Raw genomic sequence first — 24538 nt, 5'->3', positions numbered from 1 at the left:
GGCACTTCCGTGATCCCATCGATCGCCACCGTCTGCGTCTCCGGCACGCTGCAGGAAAAGCTAGAAGCCATCGCCGCCGCCGGCTTCAAGGCCGTCGAGATATTCGAGAACGACCTGATCGCCTTCCCCGGCTCGCCAACGGAAGTCCGGCGCATCTGCGCCGATCTCGGCCTGACCATCGTCACCTGCCAGCCCTTCCGCGATTTCGAGGGCATGCCGGACGGGCGCCGCCAGCGCGTCTTCGACCGGGCCGAACGCAAGTTCGATCTCTTGCAGGAGCTGGGCACGGACCTGCTCTTCGTCTGCTCCAGCGTTTCGCCGGAAGCGCTGCCCGGCATCGACCGGCTCGCTGCCGATTTCGCCGAACTCGGCGAGCGCGCCGGGCGGCGGGGCCTGCGCGTCGGCTACGAGGCGCTGGCCTGGGGCCGGCATGTCTTCGACTATCGCGACGCCTGGGAGATCGTGCGCCGCGCCAACCGGCCAGAGGTCGGGATCGTGCTCGATTCCTTCCATATCCTGGCGCGCGGGCTCGACCTCGCGGCGATCGGCACGATCCCGCGCGACAAGATCGAGATGGTGCAGATGGCCGATGCGCCGCTGCTGCAGATGGACCCGCTCTCCTGGAGCCGGCACTGGCGCTGCCTGCCGGGACAGGGCGATCTCAATCTCTCCGGCTTCATGCGCGCGCTGGCCGCGACCGGCTATGACGGCGTGCTCTCGCTCGAAATCTTCAACGACCGCTTCCGGGCCGGCTCGGCCCGCTCGGTCGCGCTCGACGGCCATCGCTCGCTGATCTGGCTGCTCGATGAAACCGCCCGGCAGGTCGGAAAGCCTGTGCCCGGCGCGGTGCCGATGCCGCCGCCGGCCCCGGTCGAAGCGGTCGAATTCATCGAGTTCACGGTGTCGGAGGCCGAACGACCGGGCTTCGAGCGGCTGCTGCGCGCGCTCGGCTTTGCGCGTGCCGGCGCGCATCGCTCCAAGGACGTCGATCTCTGGCGCCAGGGTGATATCCGCATTGTCCTGAACAGCGAGGCCGACGGGTTCGCCCATAGCTACCAGATCACCCATGGCACCTCGGTTTGTGCGCTCGCCTTGCGCGTGCCGGATGCACAGGCCGCGATCGCCCGCGCCAAGGCCCTGCTCGACGTGCCCCATGCCGGCGCGATCGGGCCGAACGAACTCGACATCCCGGCCGTGCGTGGCCTCGGCGGCAGCCTCGTCTATTTCATCGACCAGGCCTCGGCGCTCGGCCGCTGGGCCGAGGTCGATTTCGCGGCGACCGGCGAAGCCACGGACGATGCCGGTCTGACCGGCGTCGACCATGTCTCGCAGAGCATGCAGTATGAGGAGATGTTGACCTGGCTCCTGTTCTATTCCTCGCTGTTCGAGACGCGGAAGATGCCGACGCAGGCCGTGCTCGATCCCGGCGGCGTAGTTCAGAGCCAGGTCATCGAGAGCGGGCTCGACGGCAAGAACGGCCACGGCCTCAGGCTCATCCTCAACGGCTCGCAGAGCCATCGTACGCTCTCGGCCCGCTTCATCACCGATTTCTTCGGCTCCGGCGTGCAGCATATCGCCTTCGCGACCGACGACATCGCCGCGACCGTCCGGCGACTGGCCGCGAACGGCGTCGCCATGCTACCGATCCCCGAGAACTACTATGACGACCTTGAGGCTCGCTCGGACCTGACGGGCGAGGAGATCGACGCGATGAAGGCGCTGAACATCCTCTATGACAGCGATGCCGGCGGCGCGTTCCGACAGGCCTATACCCAGACGCTCGATGGCGGCCTGTTCTTCGAGATCGTCCAGCGCGATGGCTATGCCGGTTACGGCGCCGCCAATGCCGGCATCCGGCTCACCGCGCAATCAAGGCTCGCGCGCCCGATCAGCGTTCCCGCGCCGAGCCATGGCTGAGGAGAGATAAGCCGCATGAGCAGCCTGATACTTCCCTATGCGAGGCTCGATGCCGGGCAGCCGGCTTCGCTCTCCCCGGACTATCGCTCGACCGTGGCGCGCAGCCCGCGCCAGGCCCCGATCGCGATCCCGCAGACGCTGACCGAGGTGACCGGGCCGAGCGACTGGTCGCGCCTGATGGGGCCGGCGATGGCCGACCTGACCACCCAGCACAAGGCGGAGCCGCAGGGCCAGCGCATCGTCGTGACCGGCCGCGTGCTCGACGAGGACGGACGGCCCGTGCCGAACACTGTCGTCGAGATCTGGCAGGCCAACGCCGCCGGCCGCTACATCCATGCCAAGGACGACTGGCCGGCGCCGCTCGATCCGAATTTCACCGGCGTCGGCCGCGTGATCACGGATGAGCAGGGCCGTTATCGCTATGTCACGATCCGGCCCGGCGCCTATCCCTGGGGCAATCACAAGAACGCCTGGCGCCCGGCCCATATCCATCTCTCGCTGCTCGGTCCGGCCTTCGCGACGCGATTGGTTACGCAGATGTATTTCCCCGACGATCCGCTGATCGAGATCGACCCGATCGCGAATGCCGTGCCGATGCCTTATCGCCAGCGCATGGTCTCGCGCTTCGATATCGGCACCACCGAGCCGAACTGGGCGCTGGGCTATGTCTTCGACATCGTGCTCAAGGGCCGCGACCAGACGCCGTTCGAGGACGACCATGACGACGACCACTGACACTTTGAGTGGAGACTTGGAAAGCCGCAACGCCGCGCCGCGGCAGGACAGCCAGGACCCGTCGATCTTCGGCCAGACGCCGTGGCAGACGGTCGGCCCCTATTTCCATTACGGCCTGCCCTGGAAGGGCGGCGCCGATCTTGTCGGCCCCTCCGAGATGGGCGCCCGGCCCGACCTGATGCCGCCGGAGCATTTCCTGCTTTCGGGCTCGAATGTCTCAGGTCAACCCGAGGGCGAGGTCATCGCGCTCGCCGGCTACGTCTACGACGCCGACGGCAAGCCGATCGAGGATGCGATGATCGAGATCTGGCAGGCCAATGCCAAGGGTCGCTATGCCAGCCCGGACGATCTGCGCGGGGAGGTGCCGCTCGACGCGCACTTCGTCGGCTTCGGCCGCGCCTCGACCGACAAGTCCGGCATCTTCCGCTTCCGCACGATCCGCCCCGGCCGCGTGCCCGGCCCCGGCAACAGCTTGCAGGCGCCGCATATCGCGCTCTCGGTCTTCGGCCGCGGCTTGCTGAAGCGCCTGCCGACCCGGCTCTATTTCGCCGATGGCGAGGGCAACGAGACCGACCCGATTCTCGCCCTCGTGCCCGAGGCGCGCCGCCAGACCCTGATCGCCCAGCGCAAGCCGGACGGAACGTGGTGGCTCGACATCAACCTCGCCGGCGAGAACGAGACGGTGTTCTTCGACCTGTAGGTGAAAGACGGCCGCTCAGGCCGCCTTCTTCCGCTCCGCGATCCGCGCGAGATCGGTGAGCAGCCGGCGCGTTGCCTTCAGCCGCTGCTCGACCGTGTCGAAATCGTCGATGAAGACGACGCGCATGTCGGGGCGCACCTTCGCCAGCGTGCCGATCTTCGCGACGTACGAAACCAGCCCTTCCGGATTGGCGAACTCGTTGTTGCGGAAGGCGACGATGATGCCCTTCGGCCCGGCCTCGACCTTCTCGACATTGGCGCGCTTGCAGAGCGCCTTGATCGCGACGATCTCCAGGAGCTGGTTGACCTCCTCCGGCAGCGGGCCGAAGCGATCGACCAGTTCGGCGCCGAAGGATTGCAATTCGGCATCGTCGTCCATCGTCGAGAGGCGCTTGTAGAGGGTCAGCCGCAGCGTCAGGTCGGCAACATAGTGCTCGGGGATCATGACCGGCGCGCCGACCTGGATCGCCGGCGACCATTGCGTCTCGGTCTCGAACTCGATGCCTGCCTTGAGCGCGGCCACCGCCTCCTCCAGCATCTGCTGGTAGAGCTCGTAGCCGACTTCCTTGATATGGCCGGACTGCTCGTCGCCGAGCAGGTTGCCGGCGCCGCGGATATCGAGGTCGTGGCTGGCGAGCTGGAAGCCAGCGCCGAGCGTGTCGAGCGATTGCAGCACCTTGAGCCGCTTCTCGGCCTGCTCGGTCAGCTTGCGATTGGCCGGCACGGTGAAGAGCGCATAGGCGCGCGTCTTCGAGCGGCCGACGCGGCCCCGGAGCTGGTAAAGCTGGGCGAGGCCGAACATGTCGGCGCGGTGGACGATCAGCGTGTTCGCGGTCGGGATGTCGAGACCCGACTCGACGATCGTGGTCGAGAGCAGGATATCGTACTGGCCGTCATAGAAGGCGGTCATCACATCTTCCAGCGTGCCGGCCGCCATCTGGCCATGGGCGATCCCGACCTTGCACTCCGGCACCTGCTTGTCGAGGAAGTCCTTGACCTCGGCGATGTCCTCGATGCGCGGCACGACATAGAAGGAACGCCCGCCGCGATAGCGCTCGCGCAACAGCGCCTCGCGCACGATCAACGGGTCGAAGGGCGTGACGAAGGTGCGCACGGCCAGACGGTCGACCGGCGGCGTCGCGATGATCGAGAGCTCGCGCACGCCGGTCATGGCGAGCTGGAGCGTGCGCGGGATCGGCGTCGCCGACAGCGTCAACATGTGCACCTCGGCGCGCAGTTCCTTCAGCTTCTCCTTATGAGCGACGCCGAAATGCTGCTCCTCGTCGACGATGACGAGGCCGAGATCCTTGAAGTCGACGCCCTTGCCGAGCAGCGCATGCGTGCCGACGACGATATCCATCGTGCCGTCCTTGGCGCCCTGCTTCACCGCCTTGAGATCGGCCGAGCCGACGAAGCGCGAGGCCTGTCCGACATGGACCGGCAAGCCGGCAAAGCGATCCGCAAAGTTGCGATAGTGCTGGCGCGCGAGCAGCGTCGTCGGCACGACGACCGCGACCTGCTTGCCGTTCAGCGCAGCGGCGAAGGCCGCGCGCAGCGCGACCTCCGTCTTGCCGAAGCCGACATCGCCGCAGACGAGCCGGTCCATCGGCCGCCCGGCCGCGAGATCGTCGAGCACCGCGTCGATGGTGTTCTGCTGGTCCTCGGTCTCCTCATAGGGGAAGCGGGCGCAGAACTCGTCATAGACGCCGTCAGGCGGGATGAGCCGCGGCGCATCTTTGAGCGCGCGCGCCGCCGCGATCTGGATGAGCTTGCCGGCCATCTCGCGGATGCGCTGCTTGAGCTTGGCCTTGCGCGCCTGCCAGCCGCCGCCGCCCAGCCGGTCGAGCTGGACTTCGGTGTCCTCGGAGCCATAGCGGGACAGAAGCTCGATATTCTCGACCGGCAGGAAGAGCTTGGAATCGCCGGCATAATGGATTTCGAGGCAGTCATGCGGCGCGCCGGCGGCCGTGATCGATTGCAGGCCGATGAAGCGACCGATGCCATGATCGACATGGACGACGAGATCGCCCGGTGCGAGCGAGGAAAGCTCCGCGATGAAATCCTGGGGCCGGCGCGTCTTGCGGCGCGGACGGACTAGGCGGTCGCCGAGGATGTCCTGCTCGCCGACGACGGCGAGGCGCCCGGCCTCGAAGCCGGTCTCGAAGCCCCAGACCGCGAGCGCGATCGTGCCGGGCTTAAGATCGAAAGCGGCGCGCAGCGAGCCGGTCAGTTGCGTGCTCTTCAGGCCGTGATCGGCCAGCACATGCGCCAGACGCTCGCGCGAGCCCTCGGACCAGGCGGCGAGGATGACGCGCTTGCCGTCAGCCTCCAGCGCCTTCACATGGGCGACCGCCGCATCGAACACGCCGCCGGCATCGGCGGAGCGCTCGGCCGCGAAGCTGCGGCCCTGCTTGCCGCCGAGATCGAGGATCAGCTTGCCCTCGCTGTCGGGCAGCTGGAACGGCGTCATGCTGGCGACACCGGAGATGTCGACCACCGCGCGCCAGTCGGCCGGCGAGAGATAGAGCGCATCCGGCGGCAAGGGCTTGTAGGGAATGCCGCCGCCACCACCCTGCTCCAGCGCGGCCTTGCGGGCGTCGTAATAGTCCTTGATCAGGCTGATGCGCTCACCGACCGCGTCCTCGGCCTGATGGTCGAGCACCAGCGGCACGTCGGGCAGATAGGTGAAGAGCGTGTCGAGCTTCTCGGCGAGCAATGGCAGCCAGTGCTCCAGTCCGGCCGGGCGGCGGCCTTCGCTGACAGCTTCGTAGAGCGTGTCGTCGCGACCGGGCGTGCCGAAGGTCGCGATATAGGACTGGCGGAAGCGGCGGATGCTCTCGCTCGTCATCTGCGCCTCGGACATCGGCACGAGGTCGAGCCCGCGCAATTGCCCGGTGGTGCGCTGTGTCTCCGGATCGAAGGTGCGGATCGATTCGAGGCTATCGCCGAAGAAATCGAGGCGGATCGGCGCCGGCATGCCCGGCGGGAACAGATCGACGATGCCGCCGCGCACGGCGAATTCGCCGGTCTCGCGCACGGTCGAGGTGCGCAGATAGCCGTTGATATCGAGCCAGCGCGCCAGTTCCTCGATATCGACCATGTTGCCGGGCGCAGCCGAGAAGCTCTCGGAGGCGACCTTGCCGAAAGCCGGTACGCGCTGGAGCGCGGCATTGACGGTGGTGAGCAGCAGGCGCGGCCGCTCGCCCGACTTGGTCTTGGCGAGGCGCGAGAGCGTCGTCATCCGGTGCGCCACGATGGCGGGCGCGGGAGAGACACGGTCATAAGGCTGGCAGTCCCAGGCCGGGAAGCTCATCACCTCGAGATCAGGCGCGACGAATTGCAGCGCGTTCTCAAGCACCTGAAGGCGTTGGCCGTCACGCGCGATGAAGACGAGCAGCGCCGCTCCCTCCGCCTTCTTGGCGCGGGCGCGGGTCAGGTCGGCGAGCACGACGGCGTCGAAACCATCGGGCACGCCGGCAAGCGTCGGCTTGTCACCGCGGTTCAGCGCATCGAGCAGCCGGTCGAGCTGGGGCTTGGCGATCTGGCTGGGAGGAGGAATGCTCATCGGTACGCTTCAGTTTTTGACTATCGCTTGTCATTCCGGGGCGCGCCGCAGGCGCGAACCCGGAACCCACGACGGGGTGCGAACGCGGTGTGCGGTTGCAAGCGGCTCGCCCGGTCGTGGGTTCCGGGTTCTTCGCTGCGCGAAGCCCCGGAATGACAACGGTGGGAGCTGGCCAAGCCCTCACACATGAATCGGCTTGTCGTGATGGTGGAATGCCCGAAGCTTGCGGAACAGTTCCGTGTCGTAATTCGCGGGCACGGGGGCCTCGCCTGTCACCCAGCTCAGCAGGTCCCGGTCCAGCACCTCGATCAGGCGCTCGAACTCGTCAAGCTCGGCATCGCTGAAGCCGGCGATCGCGTCGTCGGCGAAGCGGCCCATGATCAGGTCCATCTCGCGCATGCCGCGATGCCAGGCGCGGAACAGGATCTTGCGGCGGCGCGGGTCGAGATCGGCGCTGGAGCGGGTCGAGCCGGACATGAGAACCTCGGGGATGGCGCAATGATCATAGGGCCGGCCCCGTCGCGGAGCCTGCCTGAGCAGGCTATATAGCGACGCAGCCCGGCGAAGTCAGCGGCCGAACCGCCGCGATCTTCGCGCTCCTGACAGTTTCGCGAGACGTCTTGCGCCCCTCGATCCTCGATCCGCTCTTCGCTCCCGTCACGACGCTTTCCGGCGTCGGGCCCAAGCTCGGCAAGGTGCTGGACAAGTTTCTTGGCGACGAAACGAGGCCGGCGCGCGTGGTCGACCTGCTCTTCCAGCTCCCAACCGGCGCGGTCGATCGCCGGCCGAGCCCCTCGATCGCGGATACGCCGATCGGCGACGTCGCGACCTTCACCGCCCGCGTCAGCGAGCATCGCGCCGCGCCGGCCGGCAAGAAGGCGCCTTATCGCATCATCGTCGAGGACGAGACCGGCGACGTCACGCTCGTCTTCTTCCATGCCGATTCCCGGCATCTGGCGCAGACCCTGCCGATCGGCGCCTATCGCCTGATCTCGGGCAAGCTCGAGCTCTGGGAAGGCATGCGCCAGATGGTGCATCCCGAGCGCATCCTCGATCCCAAGCTGGCGGCGACGCTGCCGGCCTTCGAGCCGGTCTATCCGCTGACCGAGGGCATCGGCCAGCGCATGATGATGCGGACCGTGCAGGCGGCGGCCGAACGCTGCCCGGAGATGCCGGAATGGCAGGACCCAGCCTTCCTCGCCAAGGCTGATTTTCCTTCCTTCCACGCGGCGATCGAGGCCTTGCACCATCCCGTCGACCGCAAGGCCGCCGAGGGCGACACGGTCGCACGCCGGCGCATCGGCTATGACGAATTGCTGGCGAGCCAGATCGCGCTCGCCCTCGTGCGCCGCCAGCAGAAGAAGATCGCCGGCCGCGCCACCACGGGCGATGGCGGCTTGCGCTTCCGCATCCAGTCCGCCCTGCCCTTTGAGCTGACCGAAGGCCAGCGCAAGGCGATCGCCGATATCCATGCCGATATGGCCAAGCCCGAGAAGATGCTGCGCCTCCTGCAAGGCGATGTCGGCTCCGGCAAGACCGTGGTCGCGCTGATGGCCATGGCCGCCGCCGCCGAAGCCGGGCGTCAGTCGGTCCTGATGGCGCCGACCGAAATTTTGGCCCGCCAGCATGCCGAGAGATTGGCGCCGCTGGCCGAGAAGGCCGGGCTGAAGCTCGCCTTGCTGACGGGTCGCGAAAAGGGCGCCGGCCGCAAGCAGGTGCTCGCCGGACTGGCCGACGGCTCGATCGATATCGCCGTCGGCACCCATGCCTTGTTCCAGGAGGGTGTCGCCTTCCAGGACCTGGCGCTTGCCGTCGTCGACGAGCAGCACCGCTTCGGCGTGCACCAGCGCCTGCTGCTCGGCTCCAAGGGCGAGGCCGTCGACGTGCTGGTCATGACCGCAACACCGATCCCAAGGACGCTCTCGCTGACCTGGTTCGGCGACATGGATATCTCGATCCTCTCCGAGAAGCCGGCGGGCCGGAAGCCGATCGTCACCCGCGCCGTCTCCTCCGAGCGCTATGACGAGGTCGTCGGTGCCATCGGCCGGGCGATCGACACGGGCGCGCAGGCCTATTGGGTCTGCCCGCTCGTGCAGGAATCGGACACGCTCGACGTCGCCGCCGCGCAGGAGCGCTTCGAGGCCCTGCGCGAAATCTTCGGCGACAAGGTCGGATTGCTCCATGGCCAGATGCCCGGCCGCGAGAAGGACGCCGCCATGGCCGCCTTCGTCGCCGGGCAGACCCGCATCCTCGTCTCGACCACGGTGATCGAGGTCGGTGTCGATGTGCCCAATGCCAGCGTCATGGTGATCGAGCATGCCGAGCGCTTCGGCCTCGCCCAGCTCCACCAGTTACGCGGGCGGATCGGCCGCGGATCGGCCGCCTCGACCTGCCTGCTGCTCTACAAGGGGCCGCTCGGGCCGGTTGCCGAAGCGCGCCTCACCATCATGCGCGAGACCGAGGACGGCTTCCGCATCGCCGAGGAAGACCTGCGCCTGCGTGGCGAGGGCGAGGTGCTCGGCACCAAGCAATCGGGTTCGCCGGACTGGCGCATCGCCCGGCCGGAGATCGATGGCGACCTGCTGGCGGCGGCACGCGACGATGCGCGGCTCCTGATCGAACGCGATCCGCATCTGGAGACGCCACGCGGCCAGGCGATCCGCGTGCTGCTCTACCTGTTCGAGCGCGACGTCGCGATACGGCTGCTCAGGGCGGGATAGCCCGGCTCCTGCCACGGCCTCGTCGCCCGGCGCCTAGCAATGACGCCCTGACGCTGCCAGGAGCAATCCTGATCAAGCGAGCCCTCGCTTGCTCGTCCAGTGTCGCGCCACTTCGTGGAGAGAACATGGACCCGGTCAAGGCAGCCATCTGGTGCATCGAGAGCCGCTTCACCACCGAACTCACGCTCGACGAGATTGCCGAGGTCAGCGGCGTCTCGCGCTTCCATCTCAGCCGGGCCTTCGGCGCGGCGACCGGCCGCTCGGTGATGCGCTATGTGCGTGAGCGCCGGCTGTCGGAGGCGGCGCGCCAGCTCGCCGATGGTGCGCCCGACATCCTCTCGGTCGCGCTCGACTGGGGCTATGGCTCCCACGAAGCCTTCACCCGCGCCTTTCGCGAGCAGTTCGGCCTCACGCCGGAAGAACTGCGCGCCCGGCGCGACCTCTCATCGCTCGCCCTCGTGGAGTCGCTGAACATGCATGACATCACCCCCGCCCCCATCGCCGAGCCGCGCATCGTCACCGGCAAGCCCCTGCTGATCGCCGGTTTCAGCGGCCATTTCTCGATGGACAAGACGCAAGGCATCCCGCTGCTCTGGCAGAAGATCGTTCCGCATTTCGGCCATATCCCCGGCCAGCGCGGCTATGTCGCCTATGGCGCGAGCTATAATTGCGACGATGGCGGCGCCTTCGACTATATCGCCGGCGCCGAAGTCTCGTCCTTCAGCGACCTGAGCGACGAGTTCGCGCGGCTCAGCGTGCCGGAACAGCTCTGCGCCGTGTTCGAGCACAAAGGCCACATCACCGGCATCGCCCAGACCTACAAGGCGATCTGGCAGGACTGGTTCCCCAAATCCGGTCGCGAGCCCGAGATGGGCGTCACGCTGGAGCGGATGGACGAGCGCTTCGACGGCGCGACCGGCAACGGCACCGTCGAAATCTGGGTGCCGCTCAAGCGCTGACGGGGGGCTTCACGTCCAGCTTAGGCTTGCCGTTCTGTTCGCCGGGCTGGATCAGCCCGGCCGACATGATCAGCTTGGCGCCATCCTCGACCGAGATCGAGAGTTCGACGACCTCGCGCCGCGGCAGGTAGAAGAAGAAGCCGGTGGTCGGGTTCGGCGTGCAGGGCAGGAAGACGCCGATCTGTTCCTCACCCTCCGGCAGACGCCCGGCGATCTCGGGCGCCGCCTCCTGCGCGATGAAGACGATCGACCACATGCCCGGCTGCGGGAACTGCACCATCCCGACCTTCCGGAACGAGGTGCCGGACTGCGAGAAGATCGTCTCGAAGACCTGCTTCACGCCCTTGTAGAGGCTGCGCACCACCGGCATGCGGTCGAGGATCGCCTCGCCCGCATTGAGGAGCGAGCGCCCGACGAGATTGGCGGTGAGGAAGCCGAGCAGCGTCAGCCCGACCAGCGCGATGACGAGCCCGAATCCCGGAATCGGATAAGGCAGATAGGAATCGGGCAGGTAGGAATTCGGGATGAGCGGCTTCACCAGCCCATCGATGAAATTGATGAACCACCAGGTCACCGAGGCCGTGATGGCGAGCGGCGCGGCGATGACCAGCCCGGTCAGGAAATAGCGGCGCAACCGTGCGCCCCAGGTCGGGCGCAGGATTTCCGTCGGCAGGATCAGGCGCGGATCGGGCGGGCCGGCTGTCATCGTCTCTCCCAAAACACCGGCGCGACCTCCCGCCCGCTTGCGGCCACCCGTGTGGGCGGCGATATGACACGATAAGCGAGGCGGCGCCATCCGCCAGCCCCTGGGGGCAAACGCAAGCAAGGATGAGGCCGTGAGCGAGGACGATCAGCCGCGACGCCGATGGTCGCGGCCGCTGCTGTTCGCCCTGGGCTGGGTGTGCACGGCGCTCGGGGTCATCGGGCTCATCCTGCCGCTGATGCCCGGCACGATCTTCCTGATCGCTGCGGCCTGGTGCTTCTCGCAATCCTCACCGCGTTTCGAGGCCTGGCTGCTTGGGCATCCGAGACTCGGGCCGCATGTCCTGCGTTGGCGTCAGACCGGCGCCATCGCCCGGCGCGCCAAGTACCTCGCCTGCGGCTCGATGCTGCTGAGCTTTGTCCTGCTGATGCAAACAAGCGCGCCGCCGATCGCTCTCGCGACGGCGGCGCTGTGTCTGATCGGCGCGGGCTTCTACGTGGCGAGCCGGCCGGAGGCCTGACGGAGCGCGTCATGCTCGGGCTTGACCCGAGCATCTCGTGACGAAGAGATTCCAGCGCCTCCTCCGGGCCGGGATTCTCGGGTCAAGCCCGAGAATGACGGCAAGCTCGACCGCCGTCACTCCACCGTGACGGATTTCGCCAGATTGCGCGGCTGATCGACATCCTTGCCCATGAAAACCGCCGTCTGATAGGCAATCATCTGGATCGGCAGGGCGTAGACGATTGGCGCGAAGGTCGGGTCCATGTCCGGCAGGATGATCGTCGCCTCAGGCTCGATGCCGCATTCGGCAGCGCCCTTCGCATCGGTGACGAGGATGATCCGGCCGCCGCGCGCCGCGACCTCCTGCATGTTGGAGGCGGTCTTCTCGAACAGCGCGTCATAGGGCGCGACGACAATGACCGGCATGTCCTCGTCAATCAGTGCAATCGGCCCGTGCTTCAGCTCGCCAGCCGGATAACCTTCGGCATGGATGTAACTGATTTCCTTGAGCTTCAGCGCGCCTTCCAGCGCGAGCGGATAGCTCGTACCGCGCCCGAGATAGAGCACGTCCTTGGCGCGCGAAAGCTTGTGCGAGAGCTGCTCGATCTGCGGCTCGAGCTGCAACGCGCGAGCCATCAGCCCCGGCAGCGAGATCAGATGCTGCACATGATCGGCCTCGTCCTCGGCCGAGAGCGTGCCGCGGGCACGGGCTGCGGCGAGCGCGAGGGATGCGAAAACCGCGAGCTGACAGACGAAGGCCTTGGTCGAGGCGACGCCGATCTCGGGGCCGGCGAGCGTCTGCGCGACGGCATCGCTTTCACGCGCGATCGTCGAGGTCGGCACGTTGACGACCGAAAGAATGACCTGCCCGTTCTGCCGGGCATAGCGCAAACCGGCCAGCGTGTCGGCGGTTTCGCCGGACTGCGAAACGAAGAGGGCCAGGCCCTGGTCGGGCAGTGGCGCCTCGCGGTAGCGGAACTCGGAGGCGACATCGATCTCGACCGGCAGGCGCGCCAGCTTCTCGAACCAGTATTTCGCGATGAGGCCGGCATAATAGGAGGTGCCGCAGGCGCTGATCGTCAGGCGCGACAGGCCCTTCCAGTCGATCTGGTCGCCGAAGGGCAGGCGCACCTTGCCATTGGCCATGTCGAGATATTGCGTCAGCGTGTGGCCGACGACCTCGGGCTGCTCGTAGATTTCCTTCGCCATGAAATGGCGGTGATTGCCCTTCTCGACCAGGAAGGCGCCGGCGGCGACGCGCTGGGCGCGGCGTTCCACCTGCTTGTTGGTCTTGTCATAGAAGGTCGCGCCACGGCGGTGGAGCACGACCCAGTCGCCCTCCTCCAGATAGGCGATGAGATTGGTGAAGGGCGCGAGCGCCAGCGCGTCCGAGCCGAGATACATCTCGCCCTCGCCGATGCCGACCGCGAGCGGCGAGCCCTTACGGGCGCCGATCAGCAGGTCGTCCTCGCCCTGGAACAGGAAAGCGAGCGCGAAGGCGCCGTGCAGGCGCGGCAGGCTGGCGGCCACCGCATCGACCGGGCCCTTGCCGCGGTCGAGCTCGCGGGTGACGAGATGGGCGACGATCTCGGTATCGGTTTCCGTCTCGAAGACGTAGCCGTCGGCCTGAAGCTCGGCGCGCAGGTCACGGAAGTTCTCGATGATGCCGTTATGCACGACCGCGAGCTTCGGCGTCGCATGCGGATGGGCATTGGTCTCGTTGGGCTTGCCATGGGTCGCCCAGCGGGTGTGGCCGATGCCGACCAGGCCCTCGAGCGGCTCGTTCGACAGGCGAATCTCGAGATTCTTGAGCTTGCCCTCGGCGCGGCGGCGGGTGAGCTTTCCGGCTTCCAGCGTCGCGACGCCGGCGGAATCGTAACCGCGATATTCAAGCCGCCGCAGCGCCTCGACGACCTGCGTCGCCACTGCTTCCTTGCCCAGAATCCCGACGATGCCGCACATGGGTGAACCCCTCAAGCCGTTGCTGTCGGCAAAGCGCATAGCCGCGATCGGCGCGCGTGCCCAATCAATCTACATGACGAACTGTGAACGGCGGATGGCCCGATCCGCCGCGATTCCTGGCTATTCGGCCGCCTTCTTGGCCGCTTTCCTGGCAGCGGCGGCAGCGCGGAAGGTCGGCGCCCAGCCCTGCTTCTCGACCTGCCGGCCGCGGCCGATCGCGAGCGCGTCCGGCGCGACGTCGCTGGTGATGACCGAGCCGGAACCGACATAGGCACCCTCGCCGATCGTTACCGGCGCGATCAACGACGAGTTCGAGCCGACGAAGGCATTGGCGCCGATCGTCGTCTTCGCCTTGTTGAAGCCGTCATAGTTGCAGGTGACGGTACCGGCGCCGATATTCGCGGCCGCCCCGACCGAGGCATCGCCGATATAGGTCAGATGGTTGACCTTCGCGCCAGGGCCGATATCGGCTGCCTTCACCTCGACGAAATTGCCGACCTTGGCCTTCTCGGCGAGCTTCGCGCCCGGCCGCAGGCGGCCATAGGGGCCGACGCTGGCGTCACGGCCGACCGTGGCGCCTTCAAGGTGCGAGAAGGCATGGATCACCGCGCCGTCATCGACGCGCACGCCGGGCCCGAACACGACATTCGGCTCGATCACGACATCGCGGCCGATCTCAGTGTCATAGCTGAAGAAGACCGTCTCGGGCGCGATCAACGTCGCGCCGCCGAGCATGGCGGCAAGCCGCTTGCGCCGCTGGAAATCCGCTTCCACGGCGGCGAGCTGAGCGCGGTCGTTGACGCCCTGGACCTCGCTTTCGGGCGCCTGCAGCGCGACGGCGTCGAGCCCGCGCTTGCGCGCGACTTCGACCGCGTCGGTCAAATAGAATTCGCCCTGGGCGTTATGGCTCCCGATCGCTTCCAGGATCGAGAGGGCGTGCTCGCCGGAGAGCGCCATCAGCCCGGCATTGCAGAGCGTGATCGCGCGCTGCTCCGGGGTGGCGTCCTTATGCTCGACGATCGCCTCCAGACGTCCATCCTTCTCGACGAAACGGCCATAGCCCGTCGGGTCCTTCGCCTCGAAGCCGAGCGCGACGACAGCTGCGCCGCCCGACAATGCCTGGCGCAGCGCCGAAAAGGTCTCGGGACGCACGAGCGGTGTGTCGCCAAAGGCGATGATGACGTCGTCATGGCCGGCAGTGATGGCGGCTTTCGCGGCAAGCGCCGCATGCGCCGTACCCCGGCGCTCGTGCTGGATCGCGATCTGCGCATGCGGAAGCTGCTGGCGCGCCGCTTCGCCGACTTCGGGGCGTTCCGAGGAAATCACGACGGCGACGGCATCCGCGCCGGCCTCCGAGACGGCCGCAAGCGCATGCCCGAGCAGCGACCGCCCGGCGACCGCATGGAGCACCTTCGGCCCCCGCGATTTCATGCGGGTGCCCTCTCCGGCTGCCAGGACGATCGCGAGGCAGGATCGGGCCGGCTGCATTTCGGTCATGTTTCTCGTTTCCCTTGCAGGCATGGTTGAACCACCGCCCACGCATCAGAGTCGAATTCACGCATGCTGGCGTTGCAGGCGCCGTGGATAGCCGATCCGCGCGCCCTTTGGCAAAGTTCAATCGCGGTGAAAGGCTCCTTTCGGAGATGGCCGTCCAGCCGGTTTGGCGCCGCCTCCATTTAGAAGGATCGCACCATCCGAAAGGCGTGCATCTTCCCGATCGGAAAGGCTTTTCAGGCGAACTGGAAATGCTCTAGAAGCGCGAGGGGCGAGGGCGTCGCCCGCGTAGTTTGGATCCCATGTCGAAACCCTTGAATCGTAGGCAGTTTCTGGAAGGCGCCGCAGGTGGCGCGGCTCTGCTCTCGTTGGCCGGCCCGGCCGCGGCGCAGGCCCCGACCGGCGCGGCGTCCTTCAACATCCCCACCCTCGTGGACGGACAGCGGTTCGACCCGGCTCTGGTCGTCGACGCCGCCAGGGCTCTGGCCCAGCGCCCGCTGATTCCGATGGCCACGAATGACCTGCCGGAGGGCTACACCACCCTCCCCGCCGACCAGTATGCGGGCATTCGGATGCAGCCGGGCGGCACGGTCTGGGCCGGCGAGAATCGCGGCTTCACGGTCGAGCCGCTGCATCGGGGCTATGTCTTCTCGAATCCGGTGAGCCTGTTCACGATCGAGGACGGCACGGTGCGCCGCATCGGTTTCGATCGCAGCAAGTTCGACTACGGGCGTGTCACGCCGCCGCAGGGCAATGCCGACCTTCAATTCTCCGGCATGCGGATCGCGGCCGGGCTGGAGCGCCCCTTCGAGGTCGCGGTCTTCCAGGGCGGCACCTTCTTCCGCGCCCTGGCGCGCGGCCAGAATTTCGGCGCGATGGCGCGCGCGCTGATCCTGCGCCCAGGCGAGACGCGTGGCGAGGAACTGCCCTTCTTCCGAGCGTTCTGGATCGAGCGGCCGAGCCCAGCCGTCGGCTCGCTGGTCATCCACGGCCTGCTCGATTCGGAGAGCGTCGCCGGTGCGGTGCGGATGACGCTGCGCCCGGGCGACGTCACCTTCATCGATGTCGAGATGACGCTGTTCGCGCGTCAGGCGCTGGACCATGTCGGCTTCGGTTGCACGAGCGCGACCTTCCTATCCGGCCCGCAGAGCCGGCGCGTCTTCGACGATATCCGCCCCTCGATCGGCGAGGTCTCAGGCGTGCAGATGCAGTCGGGCGCCGGCGAATGGATCTACCGGCCGGTCAACAACCCCGCCACCCTGCAGGTCTCGTCCTTCGTCGACGAGAATCCCAAGGGCTTCGGCCTCGTCCAGCGCGAGCGCGACCCCGCTGCCTTCCAGGACGACGACCAGCGCTTCGAACTTCGGCCGAGCGTCTGGATGGAGCCGTTGGGTGACTGGGGCGCGGGTTCGGTGCAGCTCATCGAGATCCCCAGCGATTCCGAGCCGAACAAGAACATCATCATGTATTGGCGGCCGAAGCAGCCGCTGGCTGCCGGCAGCGAGACCTCGCTGAGCTATCGCCAGGCCTGGTGCTGGCAGCCGCCGGAGCGCCCGCCATTGGCGCTCGCCACCCGCACGCGGCAGGGCAAGGGTTCGCAGGGGCGCCGCCGGCGCTTCGTCATCGACTTCACCGGTGACAGGCTTGCGGATGCCGCCCTCGTCGCCTCGACGCGGGCGACGATCACGGCCCAGCCCGGCGCCGTGCATAATGTCCGCCTCTGGCCTTATCCGGAGCGCAAGCTGATGCGCGTCGGCTTCGAGGTCGATCCCGGCAACGACAATCTCTCCGAGCTCCGGCTCGTCCTGCAATCGGGCGGTCAGCCCGTCTCTGAGACCTGGTTGAATCGATGGACCTGGTAACGGCAGCCCGCCGCGACGCCATGGAAACGGAACAGCGCGGCTACAGCGCGGCCCGCGAGCCGGCGACGCCGCCCGAAGAGCCGCTGGTCATGCCGGTGCAGTCGTTCCGGAGCTGGAAGGCTTCGGATCGCCGCGCCCCGGCCGATCCGCGCAACTGGAAGACGCCCTGGCTGAAGCGCCTCTTCGTCTTCGGCGGCGGGCTCGCGCTTACCGCCTTCGGCGCCTGGGAAATGTACAATGTCGTGTCGGTCAGCCGCACGACCTCGCTGCAGTACGCCTTGCTCGTACTGTTCACGATCAACTTCTCCTGGATCGCGCTCGCCTTCACCAGCGCGCTGCTCGGCTTCTTCGGCGTGCTCTTCGGCGCCGGCAAGGCGGATCGCGCCGAGAGCCTCAAGCACCGCACCGTCGTGGTGATGCCGATCTACAACGAATCCTCGGCCCGCATCTTCGCGGCGGTGGCGGCGATCCGTGAATCGGTCGAGGCGACGGGGCTCGGCGACCATTTCGACTATTTCATCGTCTCCGACACCACCAACCCGGATGTCTGGGTGGCGGAGGAGCGCGCCTTCCTGGCGCTGCGCGAGCGGCTCGGCCCCAATTCGCGCGTCTACTATCGCCATCGACCCAAGAATCATCACCGCAAGGCCGGCAACATCGCCGATTTCGTCACGCGCTGGGGCGGGCTCTACGAGCACATGGTCGTGCTCGACGCCGACAGCCTGATGACCGGCACCTGCATCGTGCGCCTCGCCGCCGCGATGGAGAACGATCCCGATGCCGGCATCATCCAGTCGCTGCCGCTGATCATCAACCGCAACACCTTCTTCGCCCGGCTCCAGCAATTCGCGGCGCGGGTCTATGGCCCGGTCATCGCGACCGGCCTCGCCATGTGGTCTGGCCGCGACGGCAATTACTGGGGCCATAACGCGATCATCCGCACCAAGGCCTTCGCCGATCATTGCGGCCTGCCAGACCTGAAGGGCAAGCCGCCCTTCGGCGGCCACGTGCTCAGCCACGATTTCGTCGAGGCGGCGCTGATCCGCCGCGCCGGCTGGTCGGTTTACATGCTGCCGGACCTGACGGGCTCCTACGAGGAAAGCCCGCCCTCGCTGATCGACATCTCGGTGCGCGACCGGCGCTGGTGCCAGGGCAATCTCCAGCACTCGCGGATCATGGGCGGCAAGGGCTTCGTCATGCCGACGCGCCAGCATTTCGCCACCGGCATCATGGGCTATCTCGCCTCGCCGCTCTGGCTGATGCAGCTCGTGGTCGGCATCCTGATCGTGCTGCAGGTCAATTACGCGCGGCCGGAGTACTTCACGCAGGAATTCACGCTCTTCCCGGTCTGGCCGCGCTTCGACCCCGAGCGTGCCTTGCGCCTGTTCGCGATCACCATGGGGATCCTGCTGGCGCCGAAGCTGTTCGGCCTGCTGCTGACCCTGTTCAACACCAAGCTCCGGCAGGCCGGCGGCGGCTCGATCCGCCTGATCGTCTCGGCCCTGATCGAGGTGCTGTTCTCGGCCTTCTTCGCGCCGATCATGATGCTGATCCAGTCCGGCTCGGTCTTCCAGATACTGCTCGGCCGCGACACCGGCTGGAACCCGCAGCGGCGCGACGACGGCTCGATCCCGTTCAAGGACATCGTGCGCCGGCACCGCACCCATACCGTGCTCGGCGTGGTCACCGGCCTCTCGGCCTTCATGATCGCGACCTCGCTTTTCGCCTGGATGTCGCCGACGATCGTCGGCCTCGTGCTGGCGATTCCGCTGTCATGGGCCTCGGGACAGCTCGCCATCGGCCTCTGGCTCAAGCGCCACAAGCTCCTGATGACGCCAGAGGAAGGCGCCCCGCCCGCGATCGCGACCCGCGCCAACGAGTTGCAGGCCGAGTTCGAGAAGGCCGGCTACGACGATGCCGACGGCATCAAGGCGCTCCATGGCGACGCTGAATTGCGCCACGCTCACGAGCTGATGCTGCCCTATGGCCAGTCGCGGCGGCGCGGCGAGATCGAGCCCGACCGCGCCGTGGCGCAGGCCAAGCTCGTCGATGCCGAGACGGTCGACGATGCCGCGATCTGGCTGAAGCCGAAGGAGCGCATGGTCGTGCTGCACGACCGGGCGCTGATCGGGCTGCTCGCCTCGTTGCCGCCCGTCGAGGCAAAGGGCTGAGGTCGGTCATTCAGGCCAGGAGCCACCTCTGTCATTCCGGGGCTTCGCGCAGCGAAGAACCCGGAACCCACGACCGGGTGAGCCGGCTGCAATCGGGTCTTGGATGTCCTGCCCAGTCGTGGGTTCCGGGTTCGCGCCTACGGCGCGCCCCGGAATGACAGAGGTGGTGCCGGGCAAACTGCCGCCGCCCTCACCCCTGCTCGAACGCCACCATGCAGCCGAAGGCGTGCTCGGCCGGCACGAACAGCCGCTCCTCGCCGCGCTGGAACGACACTTCATTCTCGGTCAGGCGTTCCGCCACCGCTTCGAGATCGGGCACCGAGACGCAGAAGCCGAGAAAACGGGCGGGCGTCGTGTCCGGCTCGACATGATAGGCGCCCTGCGCGGCCTCGGGATCGAGCACGTCGATGCGCCCGCGCGGCAGGGCGAGCACATAGTCCTCATTGCCCTCCAGCACCTCGGCGGCGCCGCTGAAAGCCGAAAGGAAGGCACGGTGGAAGGCCGGCTCCTCCGCCAGCATCACGACGGCCGAGAGCGCGGTAGCGCCGTTCGGATGATGCTGGAATTCGGGATTCCAGAAATTCTGCGGCTCGAATTGCTGGCAGACGAAGAAGCCGCATTCCGGCGCGCGCGAATCGGCGGCGAAGGCCAGCTCGAAGGCGACGCGAACGTCGCTGCCATCAGGGCGCCGCGCCCGGCGCTCGAAGAAGAACGGCTCGAAATCGCCGATTCCCTGTGCCTTGAAGGCGGCGGCATCGGCCTTGGCGTCGGTGCTCTCCAGCACCAGCATCGAGAGCCCCTCGCCCTGACCGGCCAGCGCCTCGCGCACGAAGGCGCCGAAGGAGAAGCGTCGCTCGCCATGCGGCGGGATCGCTGCATCATCGGCGATCGTCACCAGCTCCAGGAAGGAGCCGGGAAACTGCACGATCCGGTTCTCGGTGCCCCAGGGATGGCGATTGCGGGCGCCGACGCGGAAGCCGAGCTTCTCGTAGAAATGCCAGGCGGCATCGAGATCGCGGACGCCGATGACGAGATGGTCGAGACCGCGGGGCGTTGAGGCGTTTGCAGGCATGGCAGGCTCCGTCGACAGGCGTATCGGAGCCCAAGGCTAGCACAGATCAGGGCGCGGTCATGTCGTGCCGCGATCAGGGCTCGATATAGTGAGGCAGGAAGCGCGAGGTGTTCTTGGTGATCGGCGAGGCGTCCTCGCGGACGCAAAGCCCGCAGGCCTGCGAGGCGACGAGCCAGGAGCCGAGCACCGCGTATTTCCCGTCCGCCGAGAACAGGTTGGTCGCGGCATCCTGCAGGACATGGCCCTCGGCGCCATAGGGGCCGTCGTCGCTGTCGAGCACGCGGCCGCGCTCCATCAGCGTGACATTGGCGCCCTCGCGCGAATAGAGCGGCTTGCGCACATGCCGGGCCGAGAGCGTCGCGCAGCGCGGATCGCCCTCGAAGAAGGCCGGCAGCAGGTTGGGATGGCCGGGCTCCATTTCCCAGAGACAGGCAAGCAGCCCCTTGTTGGACAGGATCGCCTTCCAGGGCGGCTCGATGAACTGGCAGCCCGAGCCGGCGAGCGCCTTGCTGTAACTCTCCCGGAACATCCATTCCCAGGGGTAGAGCTTGAACAGCGTCTCGATCGGCTGGTTGGCGCCGTCGCAGAAGCGCCCATCGGTGAGGAGGCCTAGCTCCTCGATATAGGTGAAGCGCGCGTCGAGCCCGGCCTGCACCGCGCAATCGGTGAGGTAATCGACCGTGCCCTTGTCCTCGGGACTGCCTTGCACGCAGGTCAGGTGCAGGCGGTAGGGCGAGGGCTCGCGCAGGCCCTTGAAGGCCGCGATCAGGCGCTCGTGCAGCGAGTTGAACTGGTCGCTGCCGCGCGGGATCGCGCCGCGCGCCATCGCCTGCTCCAGCCAGTCCCACTGCACCACGCTCGATTCGAACAGGGCGGTCGGCGTGTCGGCATTGTATTCGAGCAGCTTGGCCGGCCCGCGTCCGTCATAGGCAAGGTCGAGCCGGCCATAGAGGTTGCGCTCGCCGCGCTGCCAGCTCTGCCGGATGTAATCCCAATGCTCGGCGGGAATCGCGAGCTTGGTCAGGGTCTCCTCGTGGTCGAGCGCCCTCTCGATGAAGGCGAAGCAGAGCTGCTCGATCGCCTCGGTCGGCCCCTCGATATCGCGCTCGATCTCCTGCAGCGTGAAGGCGATAGCCGCGCTCTCGTCCCAATAGGTCTCGCCGTCGATCGTGTGGAAGGCGAAGCCGAGGCGCTCGACCTGCTCGACCCAGTCCGGGCGCGGCGGAAGCGTGACGCGGCGCATCTCAGGACGAGGAATGCGAGGAATAGGAGCGCGCGGTCGAGCCGAATCCGCCGCGCGAGGACGTACTGGTCGTCGAGACGCTGCCACCGCGGGAGCCCCCGGCGAAGGCTGCCGTGACCTTGCTCCCGGTCGCCGTCGAATAGGCGCGCGAGCGGCTGCTGCTGCCGCCGTAGGAGCTGCTGCCGCCCGATGAACCTGACGAGGACGAGCGCGCCTGCTGGCATTCAGGTTGCGTCGAGCCCGGAGGGCAGGCCGAGGTGGTCGGCGGCATCAGGGGTTGCGCCTGCGCCTGTCCGCCGGAGAGGCCGCGCGCCAGCATGAAGCCGGCCAGAGCCGGGATGAAGTATTGCGCGCCGCCGATGCTGGCAGAGCCGCAGCCATTGGCGCCGTATTGTGCCTCGCAGGCGGACTGGCTCTGGAATTTCGGCGCATCCTTGAGCCGCGCGGCGCTCGCTTCCGAGAAGGCCGTCTCGCATTGCGAGGCCGAGACCTGCCCGGCCGCCCGGCAATCACTCAGGCTGTTATAGACGAGGTTCTCCTGCGGGTCCTCGCCCGTCATCGACCAGACGGTGGCGACGAGGAGGACGCCTGCGGCTGCGAGCCCGATCTGCGAGGAGCGCTTCATGGCCGCCTCACTCCGTCATGCTGGCCGCGGCCAGCGTCCCGGATACCACCGCGATCACGGCAAGCATGACCGCGGAGGGCAAGCGATCCTCCTCGATCTTCCGTGACAACTCGGGGATCAATAGCCGCGCCAGGCCATAGGCCGCGAACTGGATGATCATCGCCGCGAGAGCCCAGAGCACGCAGTCGGGAATGCTGCTGGCCTGCGAGATCGCCTGTTCCAGCGGCAGGGAGAAGCCGACCGTGTTGCCGCCAAGCGCGACCGCCGCCGAGAGATTGCCGCCGCGGATCAGGGCGATCTCGTCATGGGCGGTCATGCGCAGGTAGACCGCGACGAAAGCGGCGATGAGGGCCGCGCCGACGACGAAATAGAGAAGGAACGCGGGCAGGCCCGCCATCGAGATCGTCATGCGCCCTGCCCCCTGCCCTGTCCCGCCGCGCCGACCACAGGTCGACGAGGCAGCCTATTCTCAGGGTAACAGGAGAACGGCACAAGCCGTCATTCAAAGAGAGGATGCGCCCTCAGAGCCCCTGACGAAATCAGACCAAGCGGCTCTGGGCCTTCGCCGCCTCGATGAAGCTGGCGAAGAGCGGGTGCGGCTCGAAGGGGCGCGACTTCAGCTCGGGATGGTACTGCACGCCGATGAACCAGGGATGGTCGGGATATTCGACCGTCTCGGGCAACAGGCCGTCGGGCGACAGGCCGGCGAAGCGCAGGCCCTTGGCCTCCAGCTGCTCGCGATAGCCCATGTTCACCTCGTAGCGGTGGCGATGGCGCTCGGAGATCTCGGTCGAGCCGTAGATCTCGGCGATCTTCGAACCTGCCGCCAGCGTCGAGGCATAGGCGCCGAGCCGCATCGTGCCGCCGAGATTGCCGCCGGCCGCGCGCTCTTCCAGCTCGTTGCCGCGCATCCACTCGGTCATCAGGCCGACGACCGGCTCCTGCGTCGGGCCGAACTCGGTCGAGTTGGCGTCCTCGATGCCGGCGAGAGAGCGCGCCGCCTCGATCACCGCCATCTGCATGCCGAAGCAGATGCCGAAATAAGGCACCTTGCGGTTGCGGGCGAAGGTCGCCGCCTTGATCTTGCCCTCGGCGCCGCGATGGCCGAAGCCGCCGGGCACGAGGATGCCATGGACATGCTCCAGGAAGGGCGCCGGGTCCTCCTTTTCGAAGACCTCCGACTCGATCCAGTCGAGATTGACCTTCACATTGTTGGCGATGCCGCCATGGGTCAGCGCCTCGATGAGGGACTTATAGGCGTCCTTCATGCCCGTGTACTTGCCGACGACGGCGATGGTGACCTCGCCCTCGGGGTTCTTCACGCGCTCGGAGATGCGCTTCCAGCCGGTGACGTCCGGCTCCGGCTTGGCATCCATCCCGAAGGCGGCAAGCACTTCGGTATCGAGACCCTCGGCATGGTAGGAGAGCGGCACGTCGTAGATCGAGGCGACGTCGCGGGCCTCGATCACGGCGGTCTCGCGGACATTGCAGAACAGCGCGAGCTTGCGGCGCTCCTCGCGCGGGATCTCGCGGTCGGTGCGGCAGAGCAGGATGTCGGGCTGGATGCCGATCGAGCGCAATTCGGCGACCGAGTGCTGGGTCGGCTTGGTCTTCAGCTCGCCAGCGGTCGGGATATAGGGCAGCAGCGTCAGGTGCACGAAGATGCACTGGCCGCGTGGCAGTTGCTGGTTGGTCTGGCGGATGGCTTCGAGGAAGGGCAGGCTCTCGATGTCGCCGACCGTGCCGCCGATCTCGACCAGCGTGAAGTCGTAGCCTTCGTTGCCGGTGAGGATGAAGTCCTTGATGGCATTGGTGACATGGGGAACGACCTGGATCGTCGCGCCGAGATAGTCGCCCCGGCGCTCCTTGGTCAGGATGTCCATGTAGATGCGGCCGGTGGTGATGTTGTCGCCCTTGTTGCAGGGCCGGCCGGTGAAGCGCTCGTAATGGCCGAGATCGAGATCGGTCTCGGCGCCGTCGTCGGTGACGAAGACCTCACCGTGCTGATACGGGCTCATCGTGCCCGGATCGACGTTCAGGTAGGGGTCGAGCTTGCGCAGGCGGACCGTATGGCCGCGCGCCTGGAGAAGGGCCGCGAGAGCCGCCGCCGCCAGGCCTTTGCCAAGCGAGGACACCACGCCGCCGGTGATGAAAACATACCGCGTCATGGGAGGTCACCTCTATCGCCACGGGTTCGATTCGCTAAGCGCGTTCTGAGCAGTCCCGCCTTGCCCTGCGCGCTTGTCCACAAAAGAGAAGGCCGGTCGCCCGGCCTCTCCCATATCAAAAGAGAAGGGCCGGTTTCCCGGC

The 24538-nt window shown here is 67.2% G+C and carries 18 protein-coding genes; 8 read left to right on the top strand and 10 right to left on the bottom strand.

The annotated features are described in order from the left end of the window. Nucleotides 1–9: 9 nt before the first annotated feature. Genes AC07NY_RS20590 through pcaG form a run of 3 tightly spaced genes read left to right on the top strand, consistent with a single transcriptional unit; the run spans nucleotide 10 to nucleotide 3352 of the window. Nucleotides 10–1917: a bifunctional sugar phosphate isomerase/epimerase/4-hydroxyphenylpyruvate dioxygenase family protein gene (locus AC07NY_RS20590; RefSeq protein ID WP_494585348.1), complete on the top strand. Its 1908-nt coding sequence runs from the start codon at nucleotides 10–12 to the stop codon at nucleotides 1915–1917. 15 nt (nucleotides 1918–1932) lie between these two features. Then, entirely contained in the window at nucleotides 1933–2652 is a 720-nt protein-coding gene (pcaH, locus tag AC07NY_RS20585) for a protocatechuate 3,4-dioxygenase subunit beta (protein WP_494585347.1), read from the top strand. Next, on the top strand, nucleotides 2636–3352 hold the full coding sequence (gene pcaG, locus AC07NY_RS20580) for a protocatechuate 3,4-dioxygenase subunit alpha (RefSeq protein WP_494585346.1): 717 nt from the start codon (nucleotides 2636–2638) through the stop codon (nucleotides 3350–3352). Before pcaH ends, pcaG begins: the two co-directional genes overlap by 17 nt. A gap of 15 nt (nucleotides 3353–3367) precedes the next feature. On the opposite strand, the gene mfd is transcribed toward pcaG, so the two are convergent. Together mfd and AC07NY_RS20570 are read right to left on the bottom strand one after the other, a co-directional pair. Further along, nucleotides 3368–6916 (bottom strand): transcription-repair coupling factor, encoded by a 3549-nt coding sequence (mfd, locus tag AC07NY_RS20575; RefSeq protein ID WP_494585345.1) that lies wholly within the window; start codon nucleotides 6914–6916, stop codon nucleotides 3368–3370. A 180-nt stretch (nucleotides 6917–7096) separates the two neighbouring features. Continuing rightward, complete coding sequence (locus AC07NY_RS20570) at nucleotides 7097–7393, bottom strand: FAD assembly factor SdhE (protein WP_047577233.1); 297 nt, start codon at nucleotides 7391–7393, stop codon at nucleotides 7097–7099. Nucleotides 7394–7536: 143 nt separating this feature from the next. Between AC07NY_RS20570 and recG the strand changes: the two genes are divergently transcribed. Together recG and AC07NY_RS20560 are read left to right on the top strand one after the other, a co-directional pair. Beyond that, on the top strand, nucleotides 7537–9636 hold the full coding sequence (gene recG / locus AC07NY_RS20565) for an ATP-dependent DNA helicase RecG (RefSeq protein ID WP_494585344.1): 2100 nt from the start codon (nucleotides 7537–7539) through the stop codon (nucleotides 9634–9636). A 125-nt stretch (nucleotides 9637–9761) separates the two neighbouring features. Beyond that, nucleotides 9762–10595 carry an AraC family transcriptional regulator gene (locus tag AC07NY_RS20560; RefSeq protein ID WP_494585343.1) on the top strand — a complete coding sequence of 278 codons (834 nt, stop codon included), beginning with the start codon at nucleotides 9762–9764 and terminating at the stop codon, nucleotides 10593–10595. Here AC07NY_RS20560 and AC07NY_RS20555 read toward each other — a convergent pair. Next, the gene (locus AC07NY_RS20555; protein WP_494585342.1) at nucleotides 10585–11301 is read right to left on the bottom strand and encodes a DUF502 domain-containing protein; all 717 of its coding nucleotides are present in this window, start codon (nucleotides 11299–11301) and stop codon (nucleotides 10585–10587) included. The genes AC07NY_RS20560 and AC07NY_RS20555 overlap by 11 nt on opposite strands. Nucleotides 11302–11431: 130 nt before the next feature. Between AC07NY_RS20555 and AC07NY_RS20550 the strand changes: the two genes are divergently transcribed. Continuing rightward, nucleotides 11432–11818 (top strand): YbaN family protein, encoded by a 387-nt coding sequence (locus tag AC07NY_RS20550; protein WP_494585341.1) that lies wholly within the window; start codon nucleotides 11432–11434, stop codon nucleotides 11816–11818. Between the two features lie 116 nt (nucleotides 11819–11934). Here AC07NY_RS20550 and glmS read toward each other — a convergent pair whose 3' ends face one another. Both glmS and glmU read right to left on the bottom strand, forming a co-directional pair. Next, on the bottom strand, nucleotides 11935–13761 hold the full coding sequence (gene glmS / locus AC07NY_RS20545; protein ID WP_494585340.1) for a glutamine--fructose-6-phosphate transaminase (isomerizing): 1827 nt from the start codon (nucleotides 13759–13761) through the stop codon (nucleotides 11935–11937). Between the two features lie 120 nt (nucleotides 13762–13881). Next, nucleotides 13882–15249, bottom strand: coding sequence for a bifunctional UDP-N-acetylglucosamine diphosphorylase/glucosamine-1-phosphate N-acetyltransferase GlmU (gene glmU, locus AC07NY_RS20540; protein WP_494585487.1), 1368 nt, complete (start codon nucleotides 15247–15249; stop codon nucleotides 13882–13884). 308 nt (nucleotides 15250–15557) lie between these two features. Between glmU and AC07NY_RS20535 the strand changes: the two genes are divergently transcribed. Together AC07NY_RS20535 and mdoH are read left to right on the top strand one after the other, a co-directional pair. Next, the gene (locus AC07NY_RS20535) at nucleotides 15558–17117 is read left to right on the top strand and encodes an OpgD/OpgG family glucan biosynthesis protein (RefSeq protein WP_494585339.1); all 1560 of its coding nucleotides are present in this window, start codon (nucleotides 15558–15560) and stop codon (nucleotides 17115–17117) included. Next, a complete protein-coding gene (gene mdoH / locus AC07NY_RS20530) occupies nucleotides 17105–19288 on the top strand; it encodes a glucans biosynthesis glucosyltransferase MdoH (protein WP_492286299.1) in 2184 nt (727 codons plus the stop codon). The genes AC07NY_RS20535 and mdoH overlap by 13 nt, the downstream gene beginning before the upstream one ends. Before the next feature lie 190 nt (nucleotides 19289–19478). Here the strand turns inward: mdoH and AC07NY_RS20525 are convergent, their stop codons facing one another. The 5 genes from AC07NY_RS20525 to pyrG form a co-directional block, all read right to left on the bottom strand. After that, entirely contained in the window at nucleotides 19479–20360 is an 882-nt protein-coding gene (locus AC07NY_RS20525; RefSeq protein WP_492286300.1) for a VOC family protein, read from the bottom strand. Between the two features lie 73 nt (nucleotides 20361–20433). Continuing rightward, nucleotides 20434–21603, bottom strand: coding sequence for a glutathionylspermidine synthase family protein (locus tag AC07NY_RS20520; RefSeq protein WP_494585338.1), 1170 nt, complete (start codon nucleotides 21601–21603; stop codon nucleotides 20434–20436). 1 nt (nucleotide 21604) lies between these two features. Next, on the bottom strand, nucleotides 21605–22228 hold the full coding sequence (locus AC07NY_RS20515; protein WP_494585337.1) for a DUF1190 domain-containing protein: 624 nt from the start codon (nucleotides 22226–22228) through the stop codon (nucleotides 21605–21607). Nucleotides 22229–22235: 7 nt separating this feature from the next. Beyond that, complete coding sequence (locus AC07NY_RS20510; protein ID WP_492286303.1) at nucleotides 22236–22637, bottom strand: DUF350 domain-containing protein; 402 nt, start codon at nucleotides 22635–22637, stop codon at nucleotides 22236–22238. Between the two features lie 130 nt (nucleotides 22638–22767). Beyond that, nucleotides 22768–24396 (bottom strand): CTP synthase, encoded by a 1629-nt coding sequence (gene pyrG, locus AC07NY_RS20505; protein ID WP_492286304.1) that lies wholly within the window; start codon nucleotides 24394–24396, stop codon nucleotides 22768–22770. Between the last annotated feature and the right edge of the window lie 142 nt (nucleotides 24397–24538).

Source organism: Allobosea sp. GW821-FHT09G06 (assembly GCF_059416005.1).
This window is presented reverse-complemented; position numbering and strand designations above follow the sequence as displayed.

What these genes read in the sequence shown, in the direction of transcription:
- AC07NY_RS20535 (WP_494585339.1), top strand. Translation starts at nt 15,558, where the DNA reads ATGTCGAAACCCTTGAATCGTAGGCAGTTTCTGGAAGGCGCCGCAGGT.
- AC07NY_RS20510 (WP_492286303.1), bottom strand. Translation starts at nt 22,637, where the DNA reads ATGACGATCTCGATGGCGGGCCTGCCCGCGTTCCTTCTCTATTTCGTC.
- AC07NY_RS20520 (WP_494585338.1), bottom strand. Translation starts at nt 21,603, where the DNA reads ATGCGCCGCGTCACGCTTCCGCCGCGCCCGGACTGGGTCGAGCAGGTC.
- pcaG (WP_494585346.1), top strand. Translation starts at nt 2,636, where the DNA reads ATGACGACGACCACTGACACTTTGAGTGGAGACTTGGAAAGCCGCAAC.
- glmU (WP_494585487.1), bottom strand. Translation starts at nt 15,249, where the DNA reads ATGCAGCCGGCCCGATCCTGCCTCGCGATCGTCCTGGCAGCCGGAGAG.
- pyrG (WP_492286304.1), bottom strand. Translation starts at nt 24,396, where the DNA reads ATGACGCGGTATGTTTTCATCACCGGCGGCGTGGTGTCCTCGCTTGGC.
- AC07NY_RS20570 (WP_047577233.1), bottom strand. Translation starts at nt 7,393, where the DNA reads ATGTCCGGCTCGACCCGCTCCAGCGCCGATCTCGACCCGCGCCGCCGC.
- AC07NY_RS20515 (WP_494585337.1), bottom strand. Translation starts at nt 22,228, where the DNA reads ATGAAGCGCTCCTCGCAGATCGGGCTCGCAGCCGCAGGCGTCCTCCTC.
- mfd (WP_494585345.1), bottom strand. Translation starts at nt 6,916, where the DNA reads ATGAGCATTCCTCCTCCCAGCCAGATCGCCAAGCCCCAGCTCGACCGG.
- pcaH (WP_494585347.1), top strand. Translation starts at nt 1,933, where the DNA reads ATGAGCAGCCTGATACTTCCCTATGCGAGGCTCGATGCCGGGCAGCCG.
- AC07NY_RS20560 (WP_494585343.1), top strand. Translation starts at nt 9,762, where the DNA reads ATGGACCCGGTCAAGGCAGCCATCTGGTGCATCGAGAGCCGCTTCACC.
- AC07NY_RS20525 (WP_492286300.1), bottom strand. Translation starts at nt 20,360, where the DNA reads ATGCCTGCAAACGCCTCAACGCCCCGCGGTCTCGACCATCTCGTCATC.
- mdoH (WP_492286299.1), top strand. Translation starts at nt 17,105, where the DNA reads ATGGACCTGGTAACGGCAGCCCGCCGCGACGCCATGGAAACGGAACAG.
- AC07NY_RS20555 (WP_494585342.1), bottom strand. Translation starts at nt 11,301, where the DNA reads ATGACAGCCGGCCCGCCCGATCCGCGCCTGATCCTGCCGACGGAAATC.
- glmS (WP_494585340.1), bottom strand. Translation starts at nt 13,761, where the DNA reads ATGTGCGGCATCGTCGGGATTCTGGGCAAGGAAGCAGTGGCGACGCAG.